Here is a 26,958-nt window from a genome sequence, read left to right as displayed (position 1 = left end):
GACAACGTATGAATTTGAGGTGAATGCAATGAGTAGAATCGCTGCCATCAAGCCCTTCGGGCAACGTATCTGGCTGGATAACCTGTCCCGCGGCCTGCTGAAATCCGGCGAACTGGCTCGCCTGATCCAGGAAGACGACATCGCTGGCGTCACATCCAACCCGGCGATTTTCTACAAGTCCATCAGCTCTGATGAACTGTACGCAGGCGACCTGGCTGAGCTGAAAAAGCAAGACCTGACCGCTGAACAACGCTACGAAGCACTGGTTGTGCCGGACATTCAAGCCACTTGCGACCTGACCGCGCCGATGTACCGCGACACCAAGGGTCTGGATGGCTACGTGAGCCTGGAAGTCTCGCCGACGCTGGCTAACGACGCACAAGGCACCATCGACAACGCCAAGCGTCTGTGGGCGGCCATCAATCGTCCAAACGCCATGATCAAGGTTCCAGCTACTCCAGCTGGCGTGATCGCGTTTGAAGAACTGATCACCTCGGGCATCAACGTGAACATCACCCTGATGTTCAACCTGAAGCATGTTGATGATGTGACCAACGCCTACGTGCGCGGTCTGGAAGCACGTGTTGCTGCTGGCCTGCCGATTGATCACATCCGCGCAGTGGCATCGGTGTTCCTGTCCCGCGTTGATACCCTGATCGACAAAAAGCTGGAAGCGCTGGGCACACCAGAGGCCAAGGCTCTGTCGGGCAAAGTAGCTATCGCTTTCGTCAAGGTGGCTTACCAGCACTACAAGAAGCTGTTCCACGGCAGCCGCTTTGCGGATCTGAAAGCCAAGGGCGCACATCCACAACGTCTGCTGTGGGCATCCACCGGCACCAAGAACGCTGCTTTCCGCGACACCATGTACGTGGAAGAGCTGATCGGGCCAGAAACCGTTAACACCGTGCCAGACGCTACCCTGAACGCATTCCGCGATCACGGCGTTGCTGCTGACAAGCTGGAAACCAATACCGAAGCAGCGGTTGAGACCCTGGTCCAACTGCGCAAGGTAGGCATCAACTACAACCTGATCGGTGAACAACTGCAGGTTGAAGGTCTGAAGCTGTTTGATGAAGCGTTTGAAAAGCTGCTGGAACTGACCAAGTAATTGGTCCAGTCTCACTGGCAATAAAAAAAACCGGCTTTCATGGCCGGTTTTTTTATTGGTCTCGCTCAAGGCACTCAACCCGTCATCAATGCTTGCGCCCGTTCCAGATAGGCCACCATCAGTTGCGTACGCTCACGCCCGAACACCAGCGAGGCCACCTGCGCCACCACAGAACGCTGCTGGCCTGGCGCACATTCGTCCGCAGCATTGGCCACCCAGCACTCACAACCACTGATGTGGCCGAGGGGCGACACGGTCACCGTATTGGCGCCGATCTTGCACCAGTTGCTATTGGCTGCCGCGCGGATGTGGTCCACGTCGTACAGGTTGGATGAGGTCACGCCTCCCGCAATGGCATAGAAGTCGTGCTCGCCATCCCACGCGGCAATACTGGCGGTGCTTTGATTGATAACGCGGCCATTGAATGGCCAGGCGGTATACATGGCTTGGGCCGGGCTGGCCAAGGCGAACAGGACGGCGGCAAAACAACCTGCAACTGCAATTCGTTTCATATCGACGGCTGGAATAATCTGAGTGGCCTGCTTAACAGCAAGAACCGGGCCAGCTGTGGCAAGACGCCTTGTTTTCAGAGACTTAGCCAACATGCCAGTTCATTGCTGACTTGTTTCAGCCCGGTTAAGAACTCATGACGTCGCCATATAGCGACATTTACTCTATGCCATATGGCTATTTGCTTGATTTGAATGCGGTATGACTGTCGCCATATAGCGACGCCGACGTCAGAAAGTGACAAATTCGTGACGATTTAACCGCAATGAAGGCGTCACTGGCGCACGCATGCGCGGCGCGGGAAGCGCCGAATCCTATATCCGCCAGGCAATAAAAAACGGGCCAGTCTTGCGACCGGCCCGCCTCGTTCAAAGAGATATCGTCAGCGTCAGCGCGACTTATTTCAAGCCCACGGTTGCATCGGGATTCTCTTGCTGCAGGATGTACTTGGTACCGCCAATGGTCACGACATAGTTCGACGGACCAGAGATCGGCAGGTAGTAGTTCAACGCCACGGTCACAGTCTGCCCCGGGGCGATGGTTTGCCAGGTCGGAACGCTGAACTTGGCATGGTTGTAGTTGGCCTTGAAGCCACCAATATTGTTCGGACCACTGTAACCCGCCGAAGTATTGGTCAAACCGAAGCCAGACTGATCCGCCATGGTGGCCGGAGTCGAAACCGGGTAATCAAACTCGATCGTGGTGCCGCCCGGGATGGTTTGCGTGGTGTTGTTGGTCAACTCCATCTTCGGGGTGATCGGGTAGTTGTTATCGCCCAGCGGCCACTGATCCAGCGTTATCCCCAGCGCTACCGATGTCGTCGGCAGTGTGGTTTCGGCCTTCTTGTTGCCATACGGCGCGGCAGCGGTGAAGGCGTTGTAGATGTCGGTGGTCAGCGTGGTGCCCATGTAGTACTCGCCCTTGCCGCCGTTCATGCTGGCGTTCCAGGCATAGTCACCGGCCAGTTCCCAGATCATGGCACCGCCGATACCGTTGTTGACGATATATTGGGCCTTGGCCTGGATGGACTGCTCGGTTTCGGTCGACAGGAACACTTGCTTGGTGGCATTCCACAACCACGGCGCGACCAGCGTTGCGCTGTAGTTAGGAACATACGTGCCGGTGATGGTCTTCTCGGTCACCTTGTAGGCGTCCAGATAGTCCGGAACGATGCCATTCTGCAAGTTCAGGGTATGCCACAACGGGTTGCCCCCGCCCGGCACCGGATTGCCTTGGGTGTCCAGGTCATACCACACGTTATCGATACCGGTCGCACCCTGACCGCAAGTCGCAATGCCCTTGCAAGTAATGGTGCTGCTCACTGTCGGCGAAGTACCCCACAAGCCGTTGGTGCCGCCCGTCACGCCCTTCCAGCCACGGGTGTAGTACGGCACACCCAGGTTGATCCGGCCTGCTTGCATTGCGCCACGATAGTAGTGGAAGGCCCAGTCGGTGTTCAGATAACCAATGCCGCCGTATTGCGAAGCGCCGTACACGCCGCCCGCCTTCAGTTCAGCATCGTTGCCATCGTCAAACAGCGCGGCGTTCGGACCGACATACTGGTTCCATGCGCCATGCAGGTCGTAGGACATCAAGCTGGCGTAGTCCAGATACTGCAGACCGGACATGTTTTCTTCGCCACGCAGAATCCAGCCCGAAGCCGAACCGGCAATGCTCAGCATGTAGTACTTGTTGTCGTTGGCCGCTGCTGCATCCAGTTTCTGGCGCAGGGTTTTGAGCAACAAGTTGTAGCTGGTCATCAAACCTTTCTGACGTGGCCCCGAGATGGAGAAGTCGTCCGGGTTACCGGCTTGCGAGTTGGTGGTTGGGTGCTCGTAGTCGATGTCCACGCCATCAAAGAACGTGTACTGACGCAGGAACGCCACGACCGAATCGGCAAAGGTATTGATCCCGGCCGTGTTGGTGGAGCCATCGGCATTGGTGGTCATGGTGTAGAAACCAGTACCGCCCGCCCAGCCGCCAATCGACATCATCACTTTGACGTTCGGGTTGGCTTTCTTGTATTGCGCCAGCAGGTTGAAGTGCCCCTTGTATGGCAACGAGGTGTCCATCTGCGCGCCAGCCACACCCGGCCAGGTCAGGTTGATATCGGCGCTGGTGGCGCTGGTATCAATGGCGATCTTGTAGGTGTTCTGGTCAACCGTCGCAAACGCGTAGTTCAGGTGCGAGATCTTGTTCCATGGCACGTTGTTCACCAGGTAAGACGGAGTGCCATCCACACCGGTGCGCCAGCTGGCGAAGTAACCCACGATCCGGCGATTCAGCCCGTTGGCCAGCACTTCACGGCCATTGGCGTCATACACCTTGCAATACGGCACGCCGGTCGCACCGGGGATCAGACCATCCGGACGGCAAGCATTGGCTGACGGGGTTGGTGCAGGCGTTGGTGTCGGGCCTGGCGCTGGTGTCGGTGTTGGTGTTGGTGTTGGTGTTGGTGTTGGTGTTGGTGTTGGTGTTGGTGTTGGTGTTGGTGTTGGTGTCGGTGTCGGTGTCGGTGTCGGTGTCGGTGTCGGTGTCGGTGTCGGTGTCGGTGTCGGCGTCGGTGTCGGCGTCGGCGTCGGCGTCGGTGTTGTATTGCCACAGTTACCGACGATCAACCACGGCTGGCCGCTGCCGGTAACACCGGAATTGGTAGCCGGGCTCTGGCCCTGGGTCCACCAGTTGGCCTGGTAGTTCACGCCATTCAGGCTGACCAGCGCGCCAGTGCTATAGGCAGTGGTGGCATTCCACGCTGCATTACAGTTACCGGAGGGAGTCGGTGCCGGAGTGGGCGTTGGTGTTGGAGTAGGTGCCGGGGTTGGCGTCGGAGTCGGCGCAGGTGTTGGGGTAGGAGTCGGTGTCGGAGCTGGTGTTGGGGTAGGAGTCGGTGCTGGCGTTGGGGTCGGCGTTGGTGTGCCGCCGGCATCCGCGCCAAGATCTTTCCACAGGCTCGGGGTTGCCGCCGGGTTCCAGTTGGCACCGACATAATCGGTCTGGGTTACCAGCGCTTGATAATCGTGACCGTTGTAATAAACGATCGTGCCAGCGGTATAGGTACCGCCATCTTGCCAGGTCGGGTACGCGGCGAACGCGTATACCGCAGCCAGGGCAATGGGCAAGGCCGCCAGGGCCAGCCGCTTGCTTTTCATGGTTAAGTCTCCAATCCAGTTTTGTTTATATCGAAGTGACCCGTTCATGATTTCGACGGGCCTTTCAAGCGCAGGCTTGTAAGAAAAGCCGGATTACGCGCTCGCGGGCGAATGCTTATGGGGCCGCATTCTGCCCTTGAACCTTCGATTAGCTTGAAGCACCCCAAGTGTGTCAAGGCAAGCGCCGCTGCCGCCAAACGCCTGCCCGTGGCACAACCAGACCAGTGCGTTGAACGCGACATATTGCGCTGCAACATAAACAGGATCGGAGGACGGATTGCGCCGATGCAATGCCAGTTTTTTCCGCAAACCGTTTTGCCGCAGCACAAAAATCAGGGATTACTGTTGAAGACCGGGAAATACCACTTCAGAAAGCGCTACCACTGGTCTGTGACAGCCGGATGTCAACCAGACGCGTCAACGCGCCTTTGACGTCAGTCGCATACGGCAAACTACTTACAATACTTACGACAAACCTTGTCCCAGGCTGCAACGCAACACGGCCAATTTTGCCGATAAAGCGGTTGGATCGCCCTGCCGCTTGCAGTCGATAGCCGGTTTCTGATAAAACCCGAGTTCATTACTCAGGTTTTATTCATGCTGATCCGCAAGCTGTTCAAATTTGAAAGTGCACATATCGTGCGCAACTGTTCTTCAGACCGCTGCCGCCGTTCCATCCACGGCCACAGCTACAAGGTTGAAGTGCTGCTGGAAGCGCACGCCCTGGACAACGGCCAGATGGTGTACGACTTTGGTCTGATGAAAAGCACCATCAAAGACGTGATCGATGCGTTTGATCACGCCATCTGTTTCTGGGACAAAGACGACCCCGAATACATTCGTTTATCCAAAGAATTCAGCGCACGCTGGATTGCCGTGCCGGTATCGCCTTCGGCCGAGCAATTTGCCCGCATGTTCTTTGTGGTAATCGACGCGATCCTGCAGAACACGATCATGAAAAACGGCGAGAGCGATGTGCGCCTGCATTCGGTGATCGCCCACGAAACCGAAACCGGTTACGCGCAGGCATTCCGTGAAGACGCCGTGAATGAGCGCATGGGCATCATTCGCCTGCAAGACCTGGTGTTTTCGGAGCAGGTAAAAGCCGAATGGCATGACCCGCAAATGATGGAAAAACTGATCGCTGGCGAAGCGTTCATCAATCCCGAAGTGCCGTTACAAATCAAAGGCTGATGCGGCCGCCGCAGTAGCGGCGGATCTTGCAAATATAATCGTCCTCGCTAGCCGCGCTGGCATATGCTATCCCTGTGAAATACCCGCCCCCAGCACAGGACGATAGCCCATGAATGTCGCCACCATTTTGTCCCCCGAAGCAGTCGTTGCCGCGCAAGTCGATGCCTACAACGCGCACGATCTATACCGCTTTGTGGCTTGTTACTCGCCGCATGTCGTCATTTCCGGCTGGCCATCCGGGGCCGCGCGGCTGGAAGGCCGGGATGCGCTGGCGGATTACTACCGGGATTACCGTTTCAACTTGCCCGATCTAAGCGTGCAGATTCGTCAGCGCATTGTTTACGGCAATGTGGTGATTGATCACGAGGAAGTGTACGGGCTGGAAAAACAACCGGTGATGGCCGTGGCCATTTATGAAGTTCACGACGGGCTGATCAGCAGCGTGCATTTTCTGGACGAGCCGACCTGGTAACACGCTCTGAGCATGATGCGTCAGGGCGCCGGAAATATCCCGCCCTGACGGCGCTCGCCACTGAGTACTTCGCGGATCAACGGCACGGTAACTGGCCGTTTGAGCGATAACGCATAGCGATTGGCTTGTTCCAGCACTGAGCGCAGGCTCGCCAGATCACGTCGGCTATGGCGCAGCAGGTAATCCGCCGCTTCCGTCGACAACTCAAAGCCCGATTCGCGGGCCTGCGTGCGCAATGCGGCAATCTTGTCGGAATCCGACAACGCCTTGAGTTGATACACCAACCCCCAGCCCAGGCGAGTCGTCAGATCATCACGCAAGTCCAGTTGCATGGGCGGCACCGGGCCAGTTGCCAGCAAGCGGCCGCTGCCTTCGCGCAACGTGTTGTAGTGATCGAACAGGCGGATTTGCTGTTCCGGGTCCAGTTGATCGACGTTATCGACAATCAACGCGGCGTCAGCAGCCAAGAAGTCGGGTAAGGACTGACTGGCCGCATCAATGCTGATCACACCCGGCCAGCGTTGCGCGGCGGCCGCCAGCAAATATGACTTGCCCACGCCATTGCCGCCCCACAGATACAGAAAGCGGATGTCACTCGCGCCCGCGGCCCATTCGCCCAGCATAAACAACAGCTCGGCGTTTTCGCCCGGCACAAAGCCTTCAAAGCTGGGCGGCTGCGGCAGGTACAAATCAAGAATCAGTTGCTCACTCATCGCCCTTTCCTTGCTGCAGATTGCGGCGTGAGATGCCAGCGTGCGGATGCTTGCGATAAACATCGCTGTCAAGATAATGCCTTCGCAGGTGGCGCAGGCCGACTTGCAAAATGGCGGCCATCGGCAACGCCAGCAAGACTCCGACAAAACCAAACAACTGGCCGAATGCCATCAGGGCGAAGATCACCGCGACCGGATGCAGCCCGATGCGGTCACCGACCAGATAGGGCGTTATCAGATTGCCTTCCAGCGCCATGCCGACCAGAAACACCACCAGGCACAAGCCGATGCCGACCACCGAACCAAACTGCCCGGCGGCCGCCAGCGTGGCCAGCACCATGCCGGTGCCCGAGCCGAGATACGGAATAAACGTCAGCAAGCCCGAAACAATACCCACTGGTAGTGCGGCATTCAGCCCGGCCAGATACAGGCCGCCGCTGTAAATCACGCACATGACCAGCATTACGGTGAGCTGGCCGCGCAAGAACTCGGACAACACATCGTCAATTTCGACCAGGAAGCCGCGAAAGCGTCGGTCCCAGCGGCGTGGCACCAGTTCCAGCACGCGCGGCGAGAATTTGTCGCCGTCCCGTAAAAAGTAAAACAACACCACCGGGGTAAGGAAAACATTGGCCATGAGGCCAATAAACGCTCTGCCGCCGTTGCCAAGACTCTTGAAGATGCTTGGCAAAGCAGCCTTGATCGCTTCTTCGTGGCCAGCTATCCAGGTGACAAATGAATCGTGATCCAGCGCCACATGAATACCAAAACGCTGTGCCAGCGCCGGTGCCAGCGTGTTATCCACCCAGTCGGCAAAATGCGGCGCCAGGTGATAAAGCTGCTGTACTTGCTGGATGACCAGCGGCGCAATAATCAGCAGCAAAGCCAGCAGCAGCAACACCAGACCGATAATGACCAGCAAGGCGGCCAGATTGCCGTTGACGCGATGACGGGTCAGCCAGGATTGGGCCGGATGCAGGATGTACGCCAGGATCGCAGCGGTCGCAAACGGCATCAAAACCGGCATCAACAGCCAAAGCAGCGCGCAGGCGGGCACCAGCAGGGCAGCAAGCCAGGCCGGGTGCAATTCTTTGGGCAGACGGGGAGTCGGGCGTATCATCGCAGGATGCGTTAAAATACTGAGCTTTTTGGCAAAAAGGCTGCCAATTCTAGCTGCAACGCGGCATTACCGCCATGAACCTGAGTTCCGACGGTCACGTTTTGTAGCTATAAGTTGAAAACATTGCAGCCATTTGCATACGCCATTTGATCAGATCAGGACCACGAGGCCACCACGCATGACCACCACCCCCACCGGCTTGAGCTACCGCGACGCAGGCGTTGATATCGACGCGGGCGATCAACTTGTCGAAAACATCAAACCGTATGCCAAGCGTACCATGCGCCCGGAAGTGCTGGGCGGTCTGGGCGGCTTTGGCGCGATGGTGGAGATCTCGAAGAAATTCAAGGAACCCGTGCTGGTTTCCGGCACTGATGGCGTGGGCACCAAGCTCAAGCTGGCTTTCGAACTCAATCGCCATGACACCGTCGGTATCGATCTGGTCGCCATGAGCGTAAACGATATTCTGGTGCAAGGCGCCGAGCCGCTGTTCTTCCTCGACTACTTTGCCTGCGGCAAGCTCAATGTCGACGCCGCCACTGAAGTCATCCGCGGTATTGCCCACGGCTGTGAACAAGCCGGTTGTGCGCTGATTGGCGGTGAAACCGCCGAGATGCCGGGCATGTACCCGGTTGGTGAGTACGATCTGGCCGGCTTTGCGGTTGGTGTGGTGGAAAAAGCCAACATCATCACCGGCAAAACCATCGGGCCTGGCGACGTAGTATTGGGCCTGGCCTCCAACGGCGCGCACTCCAACGGTTACTCGCTGGTGCGCAAGATTCTGCATCTCTCCGAAGCCGATTACGCCGCCGAGTTTGAAAACGGCAAATCGCTGGCGGATGTTGTGATGGCCCCGACCCGCATTTATGTGAAGCCGTTGCTCAAGCTGATGCAAACCCTGCCGGTCAAAGGCATGGCGCACATCACCGGTGGTGGCATTTCTGAGAACGTGCCGCGCGTACTGCCTGACAACGTAGTCGCACAAATCGACGCCAAGAGCTGGACCATGCCCAAGCTGTTCCAGTGGCTGCAAGAGAAAGGCGGCGTGGCGGCGGCAGAAATGTATCGCACCTTCAATTGCGGTATCGGCATGGTCGTGATTGTCGGTGCCGATCAGGCTGACGCTGCCGAGCAACTGCTGACTGGCGAAGGCGAGACGGTTTATCGCATCGGCACTGTACGTACCCGTAACGGTGACGAACACCAGACCCAAGTCGCTTGAACTGTGTGAGAACTGCCACGCTGAGAGCCGGTCAAATGCCCGGCTCTCGCGTTTTCAACGCTTACTGCATGCGTCTTTCATGAAGAACATCGTCATTCTGGTTTCCGGTCGCGGCAGCAATATGCAGGCAATCGTAGAAGCCAATATCCCTCAAGCCCGCATTGCGGCAGTGATCTCCAACCGGCCTGATGCTGGCGGCCTGGCGTGGGCGGCTGCGCGTGGCATCGCCACGGCGGCGCTGGATCACACCCAATTTGCTGATCGCGCGACGTTTGATAGCGCCCTGGCGCAACTGATTGACGGGTACGAACCAGACCTCGTGGTACTGGCCGGTTTCATGCGCATCCTCACCGACGGTTTTGTAAACCACTACGCCGGACGCCTGATCAATGTACATCCGTCCCTACTACCTGCTTTTACCGGCTTGCACACCCACCAGCGCGCCATTGATGAAGGCGTGAAACTGGCCGGTTGCACCATTCATTTTGTCACTGCCGAACTTGATCACGGCCCGATCATCGCGCAAGCAGCGGTGCCTGTACTGGAAGACGACACCGCTATCGCACTGGCTGAGCGCATCCTGATTGAAGAACATCAGCTTTACCCACTTGCCGTGCAATGGTTTGTGCAAGGTCGCCTCCATATTGAGGGCCATCGCGTGCGCATTGGTCACGCCGCCGCATGAGCCAACCCCGCGTCGCCAATCGCTGGCGAGCACCCCGCCTTCTGCTGATCCTGGCCTTTGTCGTGTCGTTGATCGCGCACTTTTTGTCGATCTCCGGCGACATGATCTACGACTACGTGATGAACGGTACCAGCCCGGATACCCATGAGAAATTACGCAAAGCCACGCACAAGTTGTCCGCGCAAGAATGGGATGACGATGACAAACGGCCAGAAGCACTCAAGGGCATCAAACGCCCGGATGTAGTCACGGTCTGGCTCACACCGAAGCAACCCGTAGTCAAGGCGCCAGTGGTGGTCGCTGTCGCCCCCAAGCCCGAGCCGCGCAAAGCTTCGCCAGTTGTACGGCGCAAACCCAAGCCAGCAGTACAACTGGCTAGCCGCAACAGTGCCAGTGCCGCCAGCGCGACAGAAGTCGCAGCCGCGTCTGTACCGACCTCCTCCTGGTTCAGCAGTGCCAGCGCCGTTGCCAGTGCACCTGCCAGCGAGACGATTGCCGCAGCCAGTGCGCCAGCCCCAGCTGGCAATGGCAAGGCGAATCACGGCATAACCGCCAGCAGTCCGCAGATCGCCAGTGCAGCAAGCCCGGCGAGCGCTTCTGCCCCGCAAATAGTCGCCGCCGCCAAGGGCTTTCCACAGACAGTGGCGATTACCTATAAATATCAGGGCCTGCCGATTCCGGCGCGGCTGAAATGGGAAGCGCAAGGCGACAGATACTCACTGAATATTGCTGCCTCCATGTTTGGCAAAAGCCGCGCCTTCAGCAGTGTCGGCAGCATCAGCAAAGATGGCTTGGCGCCAGATCGCTTTAGCGACACACGCGACGGCAAGCTGCAAAATGAAGCGCTGTTTGACTGGTCCAGTCATCAGTTGACCTTGCACGACGGCAACAAGACTATTCAAGCGGACTTGCACGCTGGCGATCAGGATTTGTTCTCCGCCGCGTTCCAGTTTGCGCTGCAGGGTTCACGCATGAAGAACTTCACCTTTTCGCTGGCCAGCGGACGCAAGGTGTACCCGAACGTCGCATTTGAGATTCTGGGTGAAAAAACCCTGAAGCTTTCCGGCAAGCCGGTCGATGCCATTTTGTTACGCGGTGTTTTTGAAGACCGGGTTTTTGATTTCTGGTTGGCGCCGCAGTGGTCCAACCTGCCGGTGCGCATGGTCTTGAATATGGGCAAGGACTCGCCGCTGGATATCTGGGCCACGGAGATCGAGATCGATGGCAATACCGTACTGGAAGCGCCGATTCCTGGCCTTGATCGCCCACGTGGCCCGCACGGCTAACCCTTATCTGTTCGCCAACACCATGAAGCCTATGAACTTTCGCTCGTTGTTAATTGCCTGCTTGTGTGCTTTTCCTGCCATGATGGTCGGCGCAGCCACGCCCGGCGCTTCGGCACCAGCCGAGGCATCGAGTATCGTTGCGGTCAGCCAGCAAGCTGCTGTTAATCCGGCGCAGCTGGATGCGGCTACAGCAAAGGCAATCAAGGCTTTTCCGCAGAACGTAGGCATCACTTATGTCTATCGTGGTTTACCCATTCCGGCGCGTCTGAAGTGGGAATCGGGCAATGGCCGTTATTCGTTGACGATTGGCGCCGCGTTGTTCGGGCGCACGCGGGCCTTCAGCAGCGAAGGACGCATTGGCAAAAATGGTCTGGAGCCAGAGCACTTTACCGACACCCGCGACGGCAAGCTAGAAAACGAAGCGGTATTTGATTGGTCCAGCCATCAGTTAACGCTGCATGATGGCGACAAAACCTCGGTCAATGAATTGCATGCGGGCGATCAGGATTTGTTCTCCGCCGCCTTCCAGTTTGCCTTGCAGGGCGTGCATAGCAGAAATTTCACTTTCTCCATGATCAGCGGTCGCAAGGTCTACAAAAATGTGGCATTTGCAGTCATAGAAGAAAAAACATGGCGCTTGTCTGGCCAACCCGTTGATGTAGTTTTGCTACGCGGCACCTTCGAAGATCGGGTATTTGATTTCTGGCTGGCCCCGCAATGGTCTAACCTGCCAGTAAGGATGGTGCTCAATATGGGCAAAGACGCGCCGCTGGATCTTTGGGCCACGCAAATCGACATTGATGGCACGGCGGTACTGCAACCACCCACCGCTGATCCGGGCTCTCGACCCAAATCATCGGGCAATTAAGCACTTTTGTATTTTTTATGTCCGGCACGCTGGCAGCACAATTTGCCGCAAACCGGGCAACTGAGAACCTGCAGTTCGCACCACTGGCATCGATCGGATGGCTCTTGGTGCATTACGGACCGCAGCGTTCTTTATTGTTCACGAATTAACATTACCAAGAAAAAACACCATGCTTCTCACAACGATCCAGTTCAACGCAGTGCTCGACGCCCTTGAGCAGATTCTGCCCTTCACCGCCCCGGCAGACGTTTGTATGTCGCGCCTGTTCCGCGAACATAAAAAGCTGGGCGCGCGTGACCGTAGCGCGGTGGCAGAAAACGTCTTTGGCGTATTGCGAGCGCTGCCCAAACTCAAGTGGATTGCTGGCGAAGAAGCCGGTGCGCGCCTGTGGCTGCTGGCATTTCATGCCGCCGTAGAAAAACGCACCATGAAAGAACTGGCCACCTTCTATCGCGAAGACCAACTGGAACTGGCGAAGAAGTGGAAAGCCGTGAATCTGGCGGAAGCGCCGCTCGCCGTGCGCGCCGGGTTTACGCAATGGATTGTCGACGCCTTGCACGCAGAAGGTCGCAGCAATGACGAAATCCTCGCCATTGGTCACGGTCTGGGCCAAAGCGCGCCACTGGATATCCGCGCCAACTTGCTAAAAACCAAGCGCGACACGCTGCTGGAACAATTGCGCGCGGAACATTTTGTCGCTGAGCCTACGCCTTACTCGCCTTGGGGTATCCGCTTGGGTGCCAAACCCGCCTTGTCGCGCCATCCAGGTTTCCTTGGCGGTCTGTATGAGGTGCAAGACGAAGGCAGCCAGTTGCTGGCCTTGATCTCTGGCGTACGCCGCGGCCAGATGGTGACCGACTTTTGCGCTGGCGCCGGTGGCAAAACCTTGGCACTGGGCGCGCTGATGCAATCGACCGGGCGTTTGTATGCGTTTGACGTGTCGGAAAAACGTCTGGCCAATCTGAAGCCGCGAGTGGCCCGTTCTGGTTTGTCCAACGTGCAAGCGCAACTGATTTCATCCGAACACGATCAAAAGATCAAACGTCTCGCAGGCAAGATGGATGTCGTTCTGGTCGATGCGCCATGCTCTGGCTTGGGTACGCTGCGCCGTAATCCGGATCTGAAATACCGTCAGACACTGGTAGGCGTGGGTGAACTGAACAACAAGCAGGCATCGATTCTGGCTTCGGCGGCACGACTGGTAAAGGTCGGCGGGCGTCTGGTCTATGCCACCTGCAGTATCCTGGAGTCGGAAAACAGCGTCATTGTCGATACCTTCCTTGCCACTCATCCCGAATTTGAGCGCATGGACGTTCGTACGCTGCTGAGCAAAGAACGCGTCGAGCTTGAACTGGCAGGCCCGGACCTGGTACTGAATCCGCAACAGCACGGCACTGATGGCTTTTACGCCGCCGTATTGCAACGCAAACCGCTGCAGGCTCAAGTTCTGGAAAGCGAAGCCACAGAAGAACTGGAAGAGTCCGCCGCTGCTAACGATGCTGACGAAGAAAGCGGCGAAGCCGTTGCGGTCGCAGAAGTTGTGGCTAGCGCGCCCTGAGTGACTTGTTCTCGGCCAGGCCGGGACTGCTAAAAGAAAAAAAGCCCCGGTGATTAGCCGGGGCTTTTTACATTCCGGCTCGGTCATGGGCCCGAGTCGGAACGGTGAACTCTTTATTCGACGATCAAAGTCAGGTCGTTAACCGATTCCATACTGGAATTACCCGGACCCCAACAAACCTTGGCGCGCTTGCCAACTTGATACAGCACAAGGCCGTCAACTTGTTCGGGTTCACCCAAGCCACCGGCACGGTTCACGCGCATATTCGGTTCAAACTTGGTTACATCGGAACCAACCTTACCAAAAAACGGGATGCTGATGCTCATGGTGAATCTCCTTTCGGGCGACTTATTCAATGACTTCATCATACATCAAACGTAGTTAAATTACGTAACTAAATTTCAACCGTTTATCACTAAATACTACAAAAAATCATACGAAAACATCGAAAATAAAATCAAAAATACAATCCAACATACTGTTTTTTATATGTTTTTTAAATAATTAGGACAAAAACATAAAATTCAAAATGGATATTTTTGTAGTATAAATGACATTTAATTAACGTTTTTGGTGCAGAAAAACATCATTTCTAGCGTTTATGCACCAGAACTACGCACCCTTTTCGCCACTCGAACCCTACACTGCAGACAAATGGTTGGCCGTCAGACCCATCAATAAAAAAACCTCGCCGAAGCGAGGTCTTTTTTTGGCAATACAAGCCAGCGACTGCCGGTTATTTCACAACCCGCAAATGCGAACGCCCTGCCGATGGACGCGGCGGCTCGGGATGATCATCATCGTCGTTGTTGTCCTGCTGCACAGCATCGTGGAGATCTTTGCTGGCCAGCACCGGGCCCGACTCGGCAGAAGAGCCTGCTACTTCTTCCGGCGGCGCTTCATATTCAAAGCCCATCCCCTCACCGTTCTCACGCGAGAAGATCGAGACCACAGTGCCTACCGGGATCATGATGTCGCGCGACACGCCATTGAACCTGGCCGAGAACGATACGTAGTCATTGCCCAGATTCAAACCACGAGTGGCGTTGTAACCGATGTTAAGAACAATTTCCCCGTTCTTGACGTATTCCATCGGCACCTGCATCTCGTTGCGGACCGCAACAACCAGATAAGGCGTAAAGCCGTGGTCGGAACACCATTCGTGAATGGCACGAATCAGATAGGGTTTGGTCGAGACTGATGACATGGTTATACCCCAATAGCATGAAATGCGATGCGCCAAGCCACGTTGGCACATCGCGCTCATACCATATTACTTGCGCATGGCTTTTTCGTTGGCGGTCAACGAATCGATAAAGGCCTGGCGGCTGAACAGACGCTCACCATACTTCAGAATCGAGGCCAGTGGCTTGGTCACTTCAATGCCATAGTGCTCAAAACGCCACAGCAGCGGCGCAATGGCCACGTCCAGCATCGAGAACTCTTCACCCAGCATGAACTTCTGCTTGGCAAACAGCGGAGCAATCTGGGTCAGATTGTCGCGAATGGTCACGCGAGCAGCATCTTGCGCCTTCTTGGTGGCGGCGCCGTCTTCCAGTGTCTTCACATGGATGAACAGTTCGCGCTCGAAGTTGAACAACATCAGACGGGCACGGGCGCGCATGACCGGATCAACCGGCATCAGTTGCGGGTGCGGGAAGCGCTCATCAATGTATTCATTGATGATGTTGGATTCGTACAAGGTGAGATCACGCTCAACCAGAACCGGCACTTCGTTGTACGGGTTCATGACGGCGAGGTCTTCTGGCTTGCTATGCACGTCGACATCGATGATTTCGAAGTCCATGCCTTTTTCAAACAAAACGATGCGACAGCGGTGGCTGAACGGGCAAGAAGTGCCGGAATACAGCTTCATCATAAGGCGGGGTCTCCGAATGGGGATGACGTAAAACGCTGAATTGTAAAGACTTTCGCCCAACAAGGCCAGAAAATGAGCGATAACCAAATGATTAATAAGGAAAAAATGCCTGTCTGCCGAGCGCCACACTTGAAGATATGAGCGGCTCAGGATTACCAATGAAAAACGGGGCCAATGGCCCCGTTTTTTTGCTGCATCACCCAAGCTGCTTAGTGTTGCACGTCTTTCCAGTAATCCTTCTTCAGCGCATAAGTCAGCGGGAAGAGGATAAAGATCAGGAACAGCAATACGGCATAGCCGATTTGCTCGCGATGAATCTGGGCTGGCTCACTGATGTAAACCATGAAGTTGACCAGATCGCCCACGCGCTTGTCGTACTCGGTGGAATCAACCTTGTCGCCATCAAAACGAGTCAGCAGACCGGTTTTGACCAGCTTCACGCCTTCCAGCACTTGGGCGTCTTTGCCGTTAACCTTCTCGGTCTTGTACACCGGCTCCTGGGTGCCTTGCAGCTCCCACAGCACGTGCGGCATGCCAACCTTGTCGAACACTGCGTTGTTCCAGCCGGTCGGGCGGGAATCATCACGGTAGAACGAACGCAGGTAGGTATACAGCCAGTCAGCACCGCGAGCACGAGCTTCTACCGACAGATCTGGCGGAGCAGCACCCAGCCAGTTCTTGGCATCGGCGTTGGTCATCGCCACACGCATCGGGTTACCAACCTTGTCGGTGGTGAACATCAGATTCTTTTTGATCTGATCTTCAGTCAAGCCAAGGTCAGTCAGGCGGTTGTAGCGCACCAGCGCTGCACCGTGACAGGACAAGCAATAGTTGGTAAAGGTTTGCGCGCCGCGTTGCAGCGACTCGGTATCTTGCAGGTTGATCGGTGCCTTATCCAGCGCCGGACCACCTTCTTCAGCAAACGAAGCCAGCGGCAGGCACAGCACTGCAGCGGCAAGCCAAACACGTAAATTCAGTTTCATGGCTGCGGTTGTCCTGTTAAATCACTTTGGCAAAGAGAGCCGTGAGCACCAAGGTAATCGCGACATAGACAAAGAAGCGAACCTTGCGCTCAAACGTCGCATCGGTCGTGCGGCTTGGTACCGGCTTGTAGCTATCGAGCTTGGTATAGAACGGCATACCGGCAAAGAAGCCAAAGTAGATCACCGACAGAATCCGCGAGACCAGCGTACGCACGTCTGTTGGCGGCAACGTACCCAGAATGCCCAGACCGATAAACGCCACCAGGAACAGCACCAGCGCAGTCTTGAATACCGGGCCGCGATAACGCACAGACTTGACCGGTGCACGATCCAGCCATGGCAACAGCGCAATCACGACAACCGCAGCGCCCATCGCCAGCACGCCCCAGACTTGCGAACCAAGGAACGACGGCACCGCACGCAAAATGGCGTAGAACGGAGTGAAGTACCAAACCGGCGCAATGTGCGGAGGTGTCTTCAGCGGGTCAGCCGGGATGAAGTTGTTGTCTTCAAGGAAGTAACCAAACATGTTCGGCTTGAAGAACACGATGGTCGAGAACACGATCAGGAAGACCACCACACCCAGGATATCCTTGATGGTGTAGTGAGGATGCATCGGCACGCTGTCCAGCGGAATGCCAGTCTTCGGGTCTTTATTCTTCTTGATATCCACGCCATCCGGGTTGTTCGAACCGACTTCGTGCAGCGCGATCAAGTGAGCCACCACTAGCGCCAGCAGCACCAGCGGCACAGCAATCACATGCAGCGCAAAGAAGCGGTTCAGTGTCACGTCGGACACCACGAAGTCACCACGGATAAAGGTCGACAGGTCTGGTCCGATCAGCGGAATCGAAGAGAACAAGTTAACAATAACCTGCGCACCCCAGAACGACATCTGACCCCATGGCAGCAGGTAGCCCAGGAACGCTTCGGCCATCAGCACCAGGAACACCAGCGAACCGAACACCCAAACCAGTTCACGTGGCTTCTGGAACGAACCGTAGATCAAGCCACGGAACATGTGCAGATAAACCACGACAAAGAACATCGAGGCGCCGGTGGAGTGCATGTAGCGGATGATCCATCCCCCCGCCACGTCACGCATGATGTATTCGACCGAATTGAACGCCACCGAGATGTTGGTGCCCGGAATGAGCGAGCCATCCGGCTTGTAGTTCATGGTCAAAAAGATACCGGTAACAATCTGGATTACCAGCACCAACAGTGCCAATGAACCAAAGAAGTACCAGAAGTTGAAGTTCTTGGGCGCGTAATACTCGGACATCTGCGACTTCCATGTGGAAGTCAGCGGAAACCGGTCATCAACCCAGTTGAGGATTTCTTGTGCTTTGCTCATGTCTCAGCCTCTTTGGGAGCCGGTTACTTGTCGTCGCCGATACGCAGCGTGGTATCGGTCAGGAACTTGTAGGGCGGAATAGGCAGGTTCAGTGGCGCCGGAACACCGGAGTACACGCGACCTGCGAGGTCGTATTTCGAGCCATGACAGGGGCAGTAGTAGCCGCCGAGCCAGTCCGGACCCAGATCCGCCGGAGCCAGCTCCGGGCGGAAGGTTGGCGAACAGCCCAAGTGCGTACAGACACCGGTGGCAACCCAGATTTCCGGCTTGAGCGAACGCCATTCGTTGTGCGCGAAATCCGGCTGATCGCTGGCGTCAGACTTGGGATCGTTGAGTTTGCCATCAAGCTTGGGCAGATTGTCGAGCATTTCCTTGGTGCGTTTAACCACCCACACCGGCTTGCCGCGATATTCGACGTTAATCTTCTGGCCCATCTCAAGCTTGCTGATGTCCACTTCTACCGGCGCGCCAGCGGCTTTCGCGCGCTCTGACGGCAGGAAGCTTGCGATAAACGGCGTCGCGATTCCCGCTACAGCTACCGCACCTGCGCCACTGGTGGCGAGAAGCAGAAACCGACGTTTGCTGTTATCAACGTGCTGGTCACTCATAACCCGATCCCTGACAAATTATGGAACAAGAAACAACGACCAAACCACGCTAGCGCGTGGTTCATGGGTGATGTTGCTCGTAAAACGCGTGAATTCTACCCGACGTGCGGCCGAACTAAAAGCCGCACGCGTACAAGGGACTACCAGCCACCACTGCCAGCGTAACCGGCAAGCTCTTTACTGAGTTTGTCAGACACTACACCGGTGATTTCCGCTACGCGTTCTTTGGCTGTTCCAGGATAGCTGACCTGAAACACTCTTGCCGAAAGATTCAGCCCGCCACTGGCCGGGCTCAACATATAGACCATCCGCGCCTCGGTAGGCTGTTTGGCAGTGGTCACAACCTCGGCAAACTCCACTCGCATGGCGCTGCGATTACGCACATTCATGCCTTTGCCGGTGCGAAATTTAACGATGTCATCGAGCACGGCTTGAGCGGTGCGGCCTGTAATACGCACGCTAGGCACCTGACCGGGAGCCGGCAATTTGGTCTGTGGCAATTGCGCCTCAGTCGGCGAACTGGCATTACCAACACCGGGACGACCGCCCGAAGACGATTCTGGCGGGGTAGCACATGCCGCCAGCAACACGCTGGCAACCAGCGCCAGCAGGCGCAGTGGGGAAAGTGATTTCATATTCACGCGATTCATACCGGGTTGGGAACTTCCAGGTGGATAACGTCAAGGCCGAAGTGAGCCGCAAGATGATCGCCCAGCGCCCGTACACCGCCTCTCTCGGTAGCATGATGACCAGCCGCCAGATAGGTCACACCGGATTCGGCCGCCAGATGTGTCACGAATTCAGAGCTTTCGCCGGAAACAAAACAATCGATATCCAGTGTGGCCGCTTCATGAAAAAACCCTTGGGCGCCACCGGTACACCAGCCGATGCGGCTGACTGTGCGATCGGCCGGGCCCAGCACCAAAGGTTCGCGTCCGGTTGCGGACATTAACCGGGCGGTCAGTTGTGCCACCGTAGCTGGGCTACTGAGTGTGCCAACGCAACCAAGTTCCTGATCGCCAAAAAATTGGTCAGCCGTCGCACCCATTAATTTACCCAGCGTCGCGTTATTGCCGACTTCCGGGTGGGCGTCTAGCGGCAGGTGGTAAGCAAAGAGGTTAAGATCTGCCCCAAGCAATGCGGCAATTCTGGCTTTCTTGGTCCGCACCACTGGCTGGGCTTCGCCTTTCCAGAAAAAACCATGATGCACCAGCAAAGCATCGGCCCCCGTTTCTATCGCCATTTCGATTGCAGCCAGGCTGGCGGTGACCGCTGTCGCCACCCGGGCGATACTTTCACGGCCCTCAACCTGCAGGCCGTTTGGGCAATAGTCGCGAAAGCGCGATACGGACAAATATTGTCCGATATACTTTTCCAGTACCTGTCTGTTTACCGGCATTGATCCGGGTCCCTATGAAAAAACTTTGGTTGATTTTCGCACAAACCACCACCGCCGGGCTTGCGATCTGGTTCCTTGCAACCTTGCTCTATCCGGAGTGGGTACCGAACAAGGCGATCCGCGAAGTGGTCACGCTGCGCGAGAGCACGCATGCTTCCGGCCCGGCCAGCGCGGTTGCTTCCGCGCCCGTCAACCGTGCACCGCTTAGCTATAGCGCCGGTGCGCACCGGGCAATGCCAGCGGTGGTGAATATCTATACGTCCAAAGAAGTACGCTCACCGCGCCATCCGATGCTCAACGATCCGGCATTCCGCCGCTTCTTCGGCAACGACGATGCGCAGCGCACTTCCAGTCTGGGCTCCGGGGTGATCGTGTCCGACAAGGGCTACATCATCACCAACAATCACGTGGTGGAATCGGCCGACGAGATTGAAGTCGCGCTAGCCGACGGGCGCACGGCCGAAGCTAAAGTGGTGGGTTCTGACCCCGATACCGATCTGGCCGTAATCAAGGTCGATGAAGGCACCTTGCCGCCAATTGCCTTTGCCGATGGCGACAAGTTGCAAGTGGGCGACGTGGTGCTGGCAATCGGCAATCCGTTTGGAGTAGGCCAGACCGTCACCATGGGGATTGTTTCCGCGCTGGGCCGCTCACAACTGGGCATCAATACCTTCGAGAACTTCATCCAGACCGACGCCCCGATCAACCCGGGTAATTCCGGCGGCGCGCTGGTGGATACTGAAGGCAATCTGGTTGGCATCAATGCCGCTATCTATTCACAGTCTGGCGGTTCGCTCGGCATCGGCTTTGCCATCCCGGCTTCCACCGTCAAGCAGGTCATGGAAGCCATTATTAAAGATGGCAAGGTGACTCGCGGCTGGCTGGGCGTAGAAGCGCAGGATGTCACGCCGGAACTGGCGGCGTCGTTCAAGCTGAAACAAGCCCACGGCGCGCTGATTGCCGGTGTGGTGCGCGGTAGCCCGGCGGATAAATCCGGCATCAAGCCGGGCGACATCCTGTTGTCGGTCGCGGGCAAGAATATCGACGACTCATCGGCCATGCTCAATCAGGTGGCGGCACTCAAGCCTGATGAAATCGCCGCCATGCATTTGTTCCGCAACGGCCAGGACATCACCTTGAATGTGAAAATCGGACGTCGTCCGAAAATTGCCCAACGCTAAAGCATCGCCATCGTGAGCCAGCGAGACTCACCCAATAAAAAACCGCCCAGTCGCTTAGGGCGGTTTTTTTATATCGCGGCAAAGCCGACTAGAACGGGGAGGCAACACTCGCAGTAACGCTCGCTCAAGCTAACCGCCGCTCAACAACAGCATTTCCGCTGCCGAGAGATTTTCCGGCTCGCCCAGCAGCACCAGCACATCGCCCTCCAGCAATTCGAAATCGGCCTCAGGCAACACCGGCGGCATATTGGTTCGGCGTAAAGCTTTAACGTCGATATGCATTGCTTCCAGCCCCAGTTCGCCCAAGTGGCGCCCGATTGCGGCTGAACCTTTAATCAGATGCACGCTATGCAGACGCGGTTGGGAGCGATCACTGCCCTCCACGTCATCGGTCGCGCTGCGAAAGAAGCCACGGAACATCTGGTAGCGCGCTTCCCGGACTTCCCGAATGCGCTTGAGCACCCGATTGAGCGGCGTGCCTAGCAGCATCAGCGTGTGCGATGCCAGCATCAGGCTGCCTTCCAGGATTTCTGCCACCACCTCGGCGGCACCGGCGGCTTTGAGTTTGTCGATATCCGAATCGTCGTAGGTGCGCACGATCACCGGCAAATCCGGCCGCAATTGCTTGGCCAGTTCCAGAATCTGTAACGCGGAATGGGTATCGGCATAGGTCACCACCAAGGCGCGCGCGCGCATCAGCCCGGCGGCCAGCAAGACCTCGCGCTTGGCGGCATCACCATACACCACCGATTCACCCGCTGCGCCAGCTTCACGCACCACTTCCGGGTCCAGATCAAGCGCAAAGAACGGGATGTTTTCTTGCGACAACAACCGCGCCAGTGATTGCCCGCTGCGCCCATAGCCGCACAACACCACATGCCCCTGCGCGCCCATCGACCGCACCGCAATCTGATGCAGGTTGGCCGCCATATTCATCCACTCGGAACTGGCCAGGCGCAGCACGAGCTTGTCGCTGTGCTGAACAATAAACGGCGTAGCCAGCATCGATAACACCACGCCAGCAATGGTTGCTTGATGCAGTTCGCTGGAGATCAGCCCCGAACTGGCCGCCAACGCCAGCAACACGAAGGCAAATTCGCCCCCCTGCCCCAAGGTAAAACCGGTCCGCCAACTTGGCCCTGGCGACGAGCCAAACAAGCGCGCCAACCCGGCAATCAACAGCATCTTGCCCGGCCCCATCAACGCCAGCACCACTAACACCAGCCACCACTGCCGCAGCAAGGTGCCGAAATCCAGATTCATGCCGACCGTGACAAAAAACAGCCCCAACAGCAAATCACGGAACGGCCGGATATCGTCTTCCACCTGATAGCGATATTGCGTTTCGGCAATCAACATCCCGGCCAGAAAAGCGCCCAGCGCCATCGACAAACCGGCCAGATCGGTCAGCCAGGCAATACCCAGCGTGATGAACAACAGGTTGATCATGAACAGTTCACTGGAATGCTGCCGCGCCACCAGGTTGAACCAAGGGCGCATCAACTTCTGTCCCAGGTACAACAACAAAAACAACACCACCACAATCTTCAGCGCGGCGAAACCCAGCGCGTAGAACATCTCTCCTGCCGGGCGACTCAGGGCCGGGATCATGATCAGCAGAGGCACAACCGCCAGATCCTGAAACAACAGCACGCCAATGGCGTTCTGGCCATGTGGAGCGTTCAGTTCATTGCGCTCAGCCAGCAGCTTGGAGACCATCGCAGTGGACGACATCGCCAATGCGCCACCCAGTGCCAAGCCGGTCTTCCAGTCGCCGCCGCCTATCAACGTCACCGCGCAAACCAGCAGCGCCGTAGCCACTACCTGACTGGCACCCAGCCCGAATACCACCCGCCGCATCGCCATCAGACGGGCCAGATTGAATTCCAGACCAAGGGTAAACATCAGGAATACCACACCGAATTCGGCCAGGTGTTCGGCGCCGGTGGAGCTGTCAATAAAGCCCAAGGCATGCGGGCCAATAAGCATGCCCACAACCAGATAACCCAGCATGGCCGGGAGTTTCAGGCTGCGGCAGGCCACCACGGTCAGCACGGCTGCGGCGAGCAAAAGAAGCAGGGAAGTGAGGTGAATGGCGATTCTCGATGTCGATAATTGTGGGCTTTAGTATAGTGAAACAGCATACCGGCGAGCCTGCCATGTAACAACGTCGCTAGCAGATTCCATGCCCGGTCTTTTATACTTGATCGCCATGAGCCCCAAAGACACCTCCCGTTTTCTCGCCCGCGCCCGCCATGTGCTGGCGATTGAAGCCGCCGCCATCGAGCATATCTCGCAACGGCTGGACGAACGTTTCAGCCAGACCTGTGAACTGATGCTGGCCTGCAAAGGTCGCGTCGTCGTCACCGGCATGGGCAAATCCGGCCATATTGCGCGCAAGATTGTCGCTACCATGTCCAGTACCGGCACACCCGCGCTGTTCTTGCATCCGGCAGAAGCCGCGCATGGCGATCTGGGCATGATTACGCCCCAGGACGTGGTGCTGGCACTGTCGTACTCCGGCGAATCAGACGAGTTGCTGACCATTTTGCCCAGTCTGAAGCGCTTGGGCGTGCCGCTGATTGCCATGACCGGTAACGGCAAATCCACCCTCGCCCGCGAAGCGCATATCTGGCTGGATTCGGCCGTGGAACAAGAAGCCTGCCCGCTAAATCTCGCCCCCACCGCCAGCACTACAGTGGCTTTGGCGCTGGGCGATGCTTTGGCTGTTGCCATGCTGGAAGAGCGCGATTTTGGTGCAGAAGACTTCGCCCACTCCCATCCGGGTGGCAGCCTTGGGCGACGCTTGCTGATTCGCGTGAGCGACGTCATGCGCCACGGCGACGACTTGCCCATCGTGCAGGAAGACACGCCATTACGCGATGCACTGATGGAAATCAGCCGCAAAGGCCTGGGCATGACCGCAGTCATGAATCCGCAGAACCAGTTGGTAGGGATTTTCACCGACGGTGATCTGCGTCGCGCGCTGGACCGTGGCGTGGACGTACATCACACGCGAGTACTTGAAGTGATGACGCCCAACCCCATCACCATAGAAGCGGGTAAATTGGCCGCACAGGCGGTATTGATCATGGAAGAGCGCCGCATTGGCGCTTTGCTGGTCACCGATAGCGGCAAGCTCGCTGGCGCTTTGAATATGCACGATCTGCTGCGCGCACGCGTAGTCTGACTGGCACCGAACAGGGAACACCATGAACCACCAAGCAGCAAAAGCCGTACGCCTGATGATCTTTGACGTCGATGGTGTCATGACCGATGGCAGTCTGTTTTACAACGACGCCGGTGAAGAACTCAAAGCATTCAACTCGCTCGATGGCCACGGCATTCGCATGCTGCAAGACAGCGGCGTCAAGGTGGCAATCATTACCGGGCGCAAATCGCAACTGGTGGCCCATCGCGCGCGCAATCTGAATATTGAACTGCTGTACCAGGGTGCGAATGACAAGCTGGAAACGTTTGGCGAACTGCTGGCAGCCACCGGCCTGACCGCCGAACAATGCGGCTATATGGGCGATGACGTCATTGACTTGCCGGTGATGCGCCGAGTGGCGTTTGCCATTGCCGTGCCAGACGCGCCGGAAATCGTGCGCGACAACGCTCACTACATCACCAGCAAACACGGCGGTCACGGCGCAGTGCGTGAAGCCTGTGAATCCATCATGCGTGCACAAGAAACGCTGGATGGTATCCTCGCGTACTATTTGCGCTAAGGACGGCCAGTGAATTCTTTGTCTTCGCGACTCTTGCCGTTGGTGTTGATTGTGTTCCTGGCGCTGCTGGTGTGGGGACTGAACTCTGCCGCAACCTTGCCGGCACTGGACAACCAACGGCTGGTGGATGAGCCGAATTTGATAGCCAACAACACCCATACCGTGCGCTTTGACGAACTGGGTCGGCCGTTCGAGCGACTGGACGCCGACAAAGTCAGCCATTACGAAGAAAACGACAGCGCCTGGTTCGACAATCCGCACCTTGTGTCTACTGCACCGGGCAAACCGCGGGTCGACCTCGTTACCACGCGCGCGCAATCGATCAACAAAGGCGAAAAATTGTGGATGCCCGAACCCACCACGATGACGCGCCAGCCAGATGCACAGCACGCGCAAATGGTCATTCACGGTCGGGAAATCTGGTATCAACCCAAACCCGGTGACGCATGGTCGGAAGCCCCGGTCGATGCCGACATGGGTGCCTACCACGCCAAGGGTGTTGGCTTTCAAGCCGACCTTGCTGGCCAGACCCTTTTAGTTAAATCCAGAGTGAGCACCACTTATGTCCCTGCGCAACGCAGCAGTAAATAGCGTCCTGACAATCAGCCTGGCGCTGGGGGCAACTGCCGCCCTGGCCTCAACGGCTGATCGTGAAAAGCCGATGAAAATTGAAGCTGATTCGGCCACTTACGACCAGAAAGCCAATACCGGTGTGTACACCGGCAACGTGGTTGTCACGCAAGGCACCATGACGCTGCGCTCGGACAAGCTGGTGATCCATCAAGACGCGGATGGCATGCAATATTCGCAAGGCGATGGCAAACCAGTGAAATTTCGCCAGCAGGCAGATGATGGTGAATGGGTTGATGCTGAATCACTGCATTACGATTACAACCAGAAAACCGGCATGCTGGTGCTGACCAACAGTGCCTGGGTGCGCAAGAACCAGAACGAAGTGTTTGGGGACATCATCACTTACAACCTGAACAACGACCAGTACACCGCCAACAGCACCAAGTCCGGCGCCGGTCGCGTCAATGTGACGATCGTTCCGAAGAAAAAAGACGCCAGTGCCGCTGCCACCACCAAACCGGCGGCAACCAAGGCCAGTGCAGTCACCGCAAGCGGGGCCCAATGAAGCCCTCCCGATCACTCGATAACAACGGCCCGGCCACTCAACCCATGACTGCATCCCTGAACGCTTCCGGTTTGATGAAACGCTACGGCAAACGCACCGTGGTACGTGACGTAGCCATTCGAGTGGATGCGGGAGAGGTCGTCGGTTTGCTTGGCCCTAACGGCGCGGGCAAAACCACCAGCTTTTATATGATTGTCGGGATGGTCGCTGCCGATGGTGGCGAAATCACCCTGAATGGCCAGGACATCAGTCGCCTGCCGATGCACCAGCGCTCAGAACTGGGCTTGGGTTATCTGCCGCAGGAAGCTTCGATTTTTCGCAAGATGACGGTCGCCCAGAACATTCTGGCTGTGCTGGAACTGCGCGAGAAAAACGCCACACGCCGTGCGGAACGACTGGACGAACTGCTGCATGAATTGCACATTGCCCATCTGCGTGACAGCGGTGCCATGAGTTTGTCTGGCGGCGAGCGGCGACGCGCTGAAATCGCTCGCGCGCTGGCTGCTGATCCGCGCTTTATTTTGCTGGATGAACCCTTTGCCGGGGTCGATCCGATTGCGGTGATGGATATCCAGCGCATCATTGCTTATCTGCGCGACCGCGGTATCGGCGTGCTGATTACCGACCATAACGTGCGCGAAACGCTGGGGATTTGTGATCGGGCGTACATTATCTCTGAAGGCTCCGTGATGGCATCCGGGCATCCGGCCGAAATCATTGCCAACGAACAAGTGCGCAAGGTTTACCTGGGCGAACATTTCCGCATGTAACCGCGCCATGCACAAAGCGCCGATCAA

The 26,958-nt window shown here is 56.8% G+C and carries 27 protein-coding genes; 14 read left to right on the top strand and 13 right to left on the bottom strand.

Annotation, left to right across the window (positions count from 1 at the left end):
• Window positions 1-28 precede the first annotated feature (28 nt).
• The gene (tal, locus tag P4L78_RS00830) at window positions 29-1,108 is read left to right on the top strand and encodes a transaldolase (RefSeq protein WP_283150845.1); all 1,080 of its coding nucleotides are present in this window, start codon (window positions 29-31) and stop codon (window positions 1,106-1,108) included.
• Between the two features lie 74 nt (window positions 1,109-1,182).
• On the opposite strand, the gene P4L78_RS00825 is transcribed toward tal, so the two are convergent.
• Both P4L78_RS00825 and P4L78_RS00820 read right to left on the bottom strand, forming a co-directional pair.
• Complete coding sequence (locus P4L78_RS00825) at window positions 1,183-1,620, bottom strand: hypothetical protein (protein WP_309326300.1); 438 nt, start codon at window positions 1,618-1,620, stop codon at window positions 1,183-1,185.
• 396 nt (window positions 1,621-2,016) lie between these two features.
• Window positions 2,017-4,767 carry a chitinase C-terminal domain-containing protein gene (locus P4L78_RS00820; protein WP_309326298.1) on the bottom strand — a complete coding sequence of 917 codons (2,751 nt, stop codon included), beginning with the start codon at window positions 4,765-4,767 and terminating at the stop codon, window positions 2,017-2,019.
• A gap of 597 nt (window positions 4,768-5,364) precedes the next feature.
• On the opposite strand from P4L78_RS00820, the gene P4L78_RS00815 reads away from it, so the two are divergent.
• Entirely contained in the window at window positions 5,365-5,961 is a 597-nt protein-coding gene (locus tag P4L78_RS00815; protein ID WP_283150848.1) for a 6-carboxytetrahydropterin synthase, read from the top strand.
• Window positions 5,962-6,070: 109 nt separating this feature from the next.
• On the top strand, window positions 6,071-6,433 hold the full coding sequence (locus P4L78_RS00810; protein WP_283150849.1) for a nuclear transport factor 2 family protein: 363 nt from the start codon (window positions 6,071-6,073) through the stop codon (window positions 6,431-6,433).
• 20 nt (window positions 6,434-6,453) lie between these two features.
• On the opposite strand, the gene hda is transcribed toward P4L78_RS00810, so the two are convergent.
• Both hda and P4L78_RS00800 read right to left on the bottom strand, forming a co-directional pair.
• Window positions 6,454-7,146, bottom strand: coding sequence for a DnaA regulatory inactivator Hda (hda, locus tag P4L78_RS00805; protein WP_283150850.1), 693 nt, complete (start codon window positions 7,144-7,146; stop codon window positions 6,454-6,456).
• Window positions 7,139-8,266, bottom strand: coding sequence for an AI-2E family transporter (locus P4L78_RS00800; RefSeq protein ID WP_283150851.1), 1,128 nt, complete (start codon window positions 8,264-8,266; stop codon window positions 7,139-7,141). Before P4L78_RS00800 ends, hda begins: the two co-directional genes overlap by 8 nt.
• Before the next feature lie 178 nt (window positions 8,267-8,444).
• On the opposite strand from P4L78_RS00800, the gene purM reads away from it, so the two are divergent.
• The 5 genes from purM to P4L78_RS00775 all read left to right on the top strand — a co-directional run bounded on the left by purM (window position 8,445) and on the right by P4L78_RS00775 (window position 13,885).
• Window positions 8,445-9,488 (top strand): phosphoribosylformylglycinamidine cyclo-ligase, encoded by a 1,044-nt coding sequence (gene purM, locus P4L78_RS00795; protein ID WP_283150852.1) that lies wholly within the window; start codon window positions 8,445-8,447, stop codon window positions 9,486-9,488.
• Window positions 9,489-9,567: 79 nt separating this feature from the next.
• Window positions 9,568-10,173: a phosphoribosylglycinamide formyltransferase gene (gene purN / locus P4L78_RS00790; protein WP_283150853.1), complete on the top strand. Its 606-nt coding sequence runs from the start codon at window positions 9,568-9,570 to the stop codon at window positions 10,171-10,173.
• On the top strand, window positions 10,170-11,459 hold the full coding sequence (locus P4L78_RS00785) for a DUF3108 domain-containing protein (RefSeq protein WP_309326292.1): 1,290 nt from the start codon (window positions 10,170-10,172) through the stop codon (window positions 11,457-11,459). Before purN ends, P4L78_RS00785 begins: the two co-directional genes overlap by 4 nt.
• Window positions 11,395-12,327 (top strand): DUF3108 domain-containing protein, encoded by a 933-nt coding sequence (locus P4L78_RS00780; RefSeq protein WP_283150855.1) that lies wholly within the window; start codon window positions 11,395-11,397, stop codon window positions 12,325-12,327. Before P4L78_RS00785 ends, P4L78_RS00780 begins: the two co-directional genes overlap by 65 nt.
• A gap of 169 nt (window positions 12,328-12,496) precedes the next feature.
• Window positions 12,497-13,885, top strand: coding sequence for an RsmB/NOP family class I SAM-dependent RNA methyltransferase (locus tag P4L78_RS00775; protein WP_309326289.1), 1,389 nt, complete (start codon window positions 12,497-12,499; stop codon window positions 13,883-13,885).
• A 113-nt stretch (window positions 13,886-13,998) separates the two neighbouring features.
• On the opposite strand, the gene P4L78_RS00770 is transcribed toward P4L78_RS00775, so the two are convergent.
• From P4L78_RS00770 to P4L78_RS00735, 8 genes are all read right to left on the bottom strand, one after another.
• Window positions 13,999-14,211, bottom strand: coding sequence for a hypothetical protein (locus tag P4L78_RS00770; RefSeq protein ID WP_283150857.1), 213 nt, complete (start codon window positions 14,209-14,211; stop codon window positions 13,999-14,001).
• A gap of 410 nt (window positions 14,212-14,621) precedes the next feature.
• A complete protein-coding gene (locus P4L78_RS00765) occupies window positions 14,622-15,092 on the bottom strand; it encodes a ClpXP protease specificity-enhancing factor (RefSeq protein WP_283150858.1) in 471 nt (156 codons plus the stop codon).
• 66 nt (window positions 15,093-15,158) lie between these two features.
• A complete protein-coding gene (locus P4L78_RS00760) occupies window positions 15,159-15,764 on the bottom strand; it encodes a glutathione S-transferase N-terminal domain-containing protein (RefSeq protein WP_283150859.1) in 606 nt (201 codons plus the stop codon).
• A gap of 209 nt (window positions 15,765-15,973) precedes the next feature.
• Entirely contained in the window at window positions 15,974-16,747 is a 774-nt protein-coding gene (locus P4L78_RS00755; RefSeq protein ID WP_283150860.1) for a cytochrome c1, read from the bottom strand.
• A gap of 16 nt (window positions 16,748-16,763) precedes the next feature.
• The gene (locus P4L78_RS00750) at window positions 16,764-18,104 is read right to left on the bottom strand and encodes a cytochrome bc complex cytochrome b subunit (RefSeq protein WP_283150861.1); all 1,341 of its coding nucleotides are present in this window, start codon (window positions 18,102-18,104) and stop codon (window positions 16,764-16,766) included.
• 23 nt (window positions 18,105-18,127) lie between these two features.
• Window positions 18,128-18,712: a ubiquinol-cytochrome c reductase iron-sulfur subunit gene (petA, locus tag P4L78_RS00745; RefSeq protein WP_283150862.1), complete on the bottom strand. Its 585-nt coding sequence runs from the start codon at window positions 18,710-18,712 to the stop codon at window positions 18,128-18,130.
• A gap of 140 nt (window positions 18,713-18,852) precedes the next feature.
• Window positions 18,853-19,347, bottom strand: coding sequence for a hypothetical protein (locus P4L78_RS00740; protein ID WP_283150863.1), 495 nt, complete (start codon window positions 19,345-19,347; stop codon window positions 18,853-18,855).
• A gap of 11 nt (window positions 19,348-19,358) precedes the next feature.
• Window positions 19,359-20,111, bottom strand: coding sequence for a Nif3-like dinuclear metal center hexameric protein (locus tag P4L78_RS00735; RefSeq protein WP_309326284.1), 753 nt, complete (start codon window positions 20,109-20,111; stop codon window positions 19,359-19,361).
• A gap of 14 nt (window positions 20,112-20,125) precedes the next feature.
• On the opposite strand from P4L78_RS00735, the gene P4L78_RS00730 reads away from it, so the two are divergent.
• A complete protein-coding gene (locus tag P4L78_RS00730) occupies window positions 20,126-21,292 on the top strand; it encodes a Do family serine endopeptidase (protein ID WP_283150865.1) in 1,167 nt (388 codons plus the stop codon).
• Between the two features lie 129 nt (window positions 21,293-21,421).
• On the opposite strand, the gene P4L78_RS00725 is transcribed toward P4L78_RS00730, so the two are convergent.
• Window positions 21,422-23,362 carry a monovalent cation:proton antiporter-2 (CPA2) family protein gene (locus P4L78_RS00725; protein ID WP_283150866.1) on the bottom strand — a complete coding sequence of 647 codons (1,941 nt, stop codon included), beginning with the start codon at window positions 23,360-23,362 and terminating at the stop codon, window positions 21,422-21,424.
• Window positions 23,363-23,477: 115 nt separating this feature from the next.
• On the opposite strand from P4L78_RS00725, the gene P4L78_RS00720 reads away from it, so the two are divergent.
• Genes P4L78_RS00720 through lptB form a run of 5 tightly spaced genes read left to right on the top strand, consistent with a single transcriptional unit; the run spans window position 23,478 to window position 26,931 of the window.
• Entirely contained in the window at window positions 23,478-24,482 is a 1,005-nt protein-coding gene (locus P4L78_RS00720; RefSeq protein WP_283150867.1) for a KpsF/GutQ family sugar-phosphate isomerase, read from the top strand.
• Window positions 24,483-24,504: 22 nt separating this feature from the next.
• Window positions 24,505-25,023: an HAD family hydrolase gene (locus tag P4L78_RS00715; protein ID WP_283150868.1), complete on the top strand. Its 519-nt coding sequence runs from the start codon at window positions 24,505-24,507 to the stop codon at window positions 25,021-25,023.
• Window positions 25,024-25,032: 9 nt separating this feature from the next.
• Complete coding sequence (lptC, locus tag P4L78_RS00710; RefSeq protein ID WP_283150869.1) at window positions 25,033-25,614, top strand: LPS export ABC transporter periplasmic protein LptC; 582 nt, start codon at window positions 25,033-25,035, stop codon at window positions 25,612-25,614.
• A complete protein-coding gene (gene lptA / locus P4L78_RS00705; RefSeq protein ID WP_283150870.1) occupies window positions 25,586-26,161 on the top strand; it encodes a lipopolysaccharide transport periplasmic protein LptA in 576 nt (191 codons plus the stop codon). Before lptC ends, lptA begins: the two co-directional genes overlap by 29 nt.
• 44 nt (window positions 26,162-26,205) lie before the next feature.
• Window positions 26,206-26,931 carry an LPS export ABC transporter ATP-binding protein gene (lptB, locus tag P4L78_RS00700; RefSeq protein ID WP_283151413.1) on the top strand — a complete coding sequence of 242 codons (726 nt, stop codon included), beginning with the start codon at window positions 26,206-26,208 and terminating at the stop codon, window positions 26,929-26,931.
• Window positions 26,932-26,958: the final 27 nt, after the last annotated feature.

Source organism: Silvimonas sp. (assembly GCF_031291215.1).
Taxonomy (GTDB): Bacteria; Pseudomonadota; Gammaproteobacteria; order Burkholderiales; family Chitinibacteraceae; genus Silvimonas; species Silvimonas soli.
The sequence above is the reverse complement of the archived record's forward strand: the minus strand, read 5'-3'. Positions and strand labels throughout refer to the sequence as shown.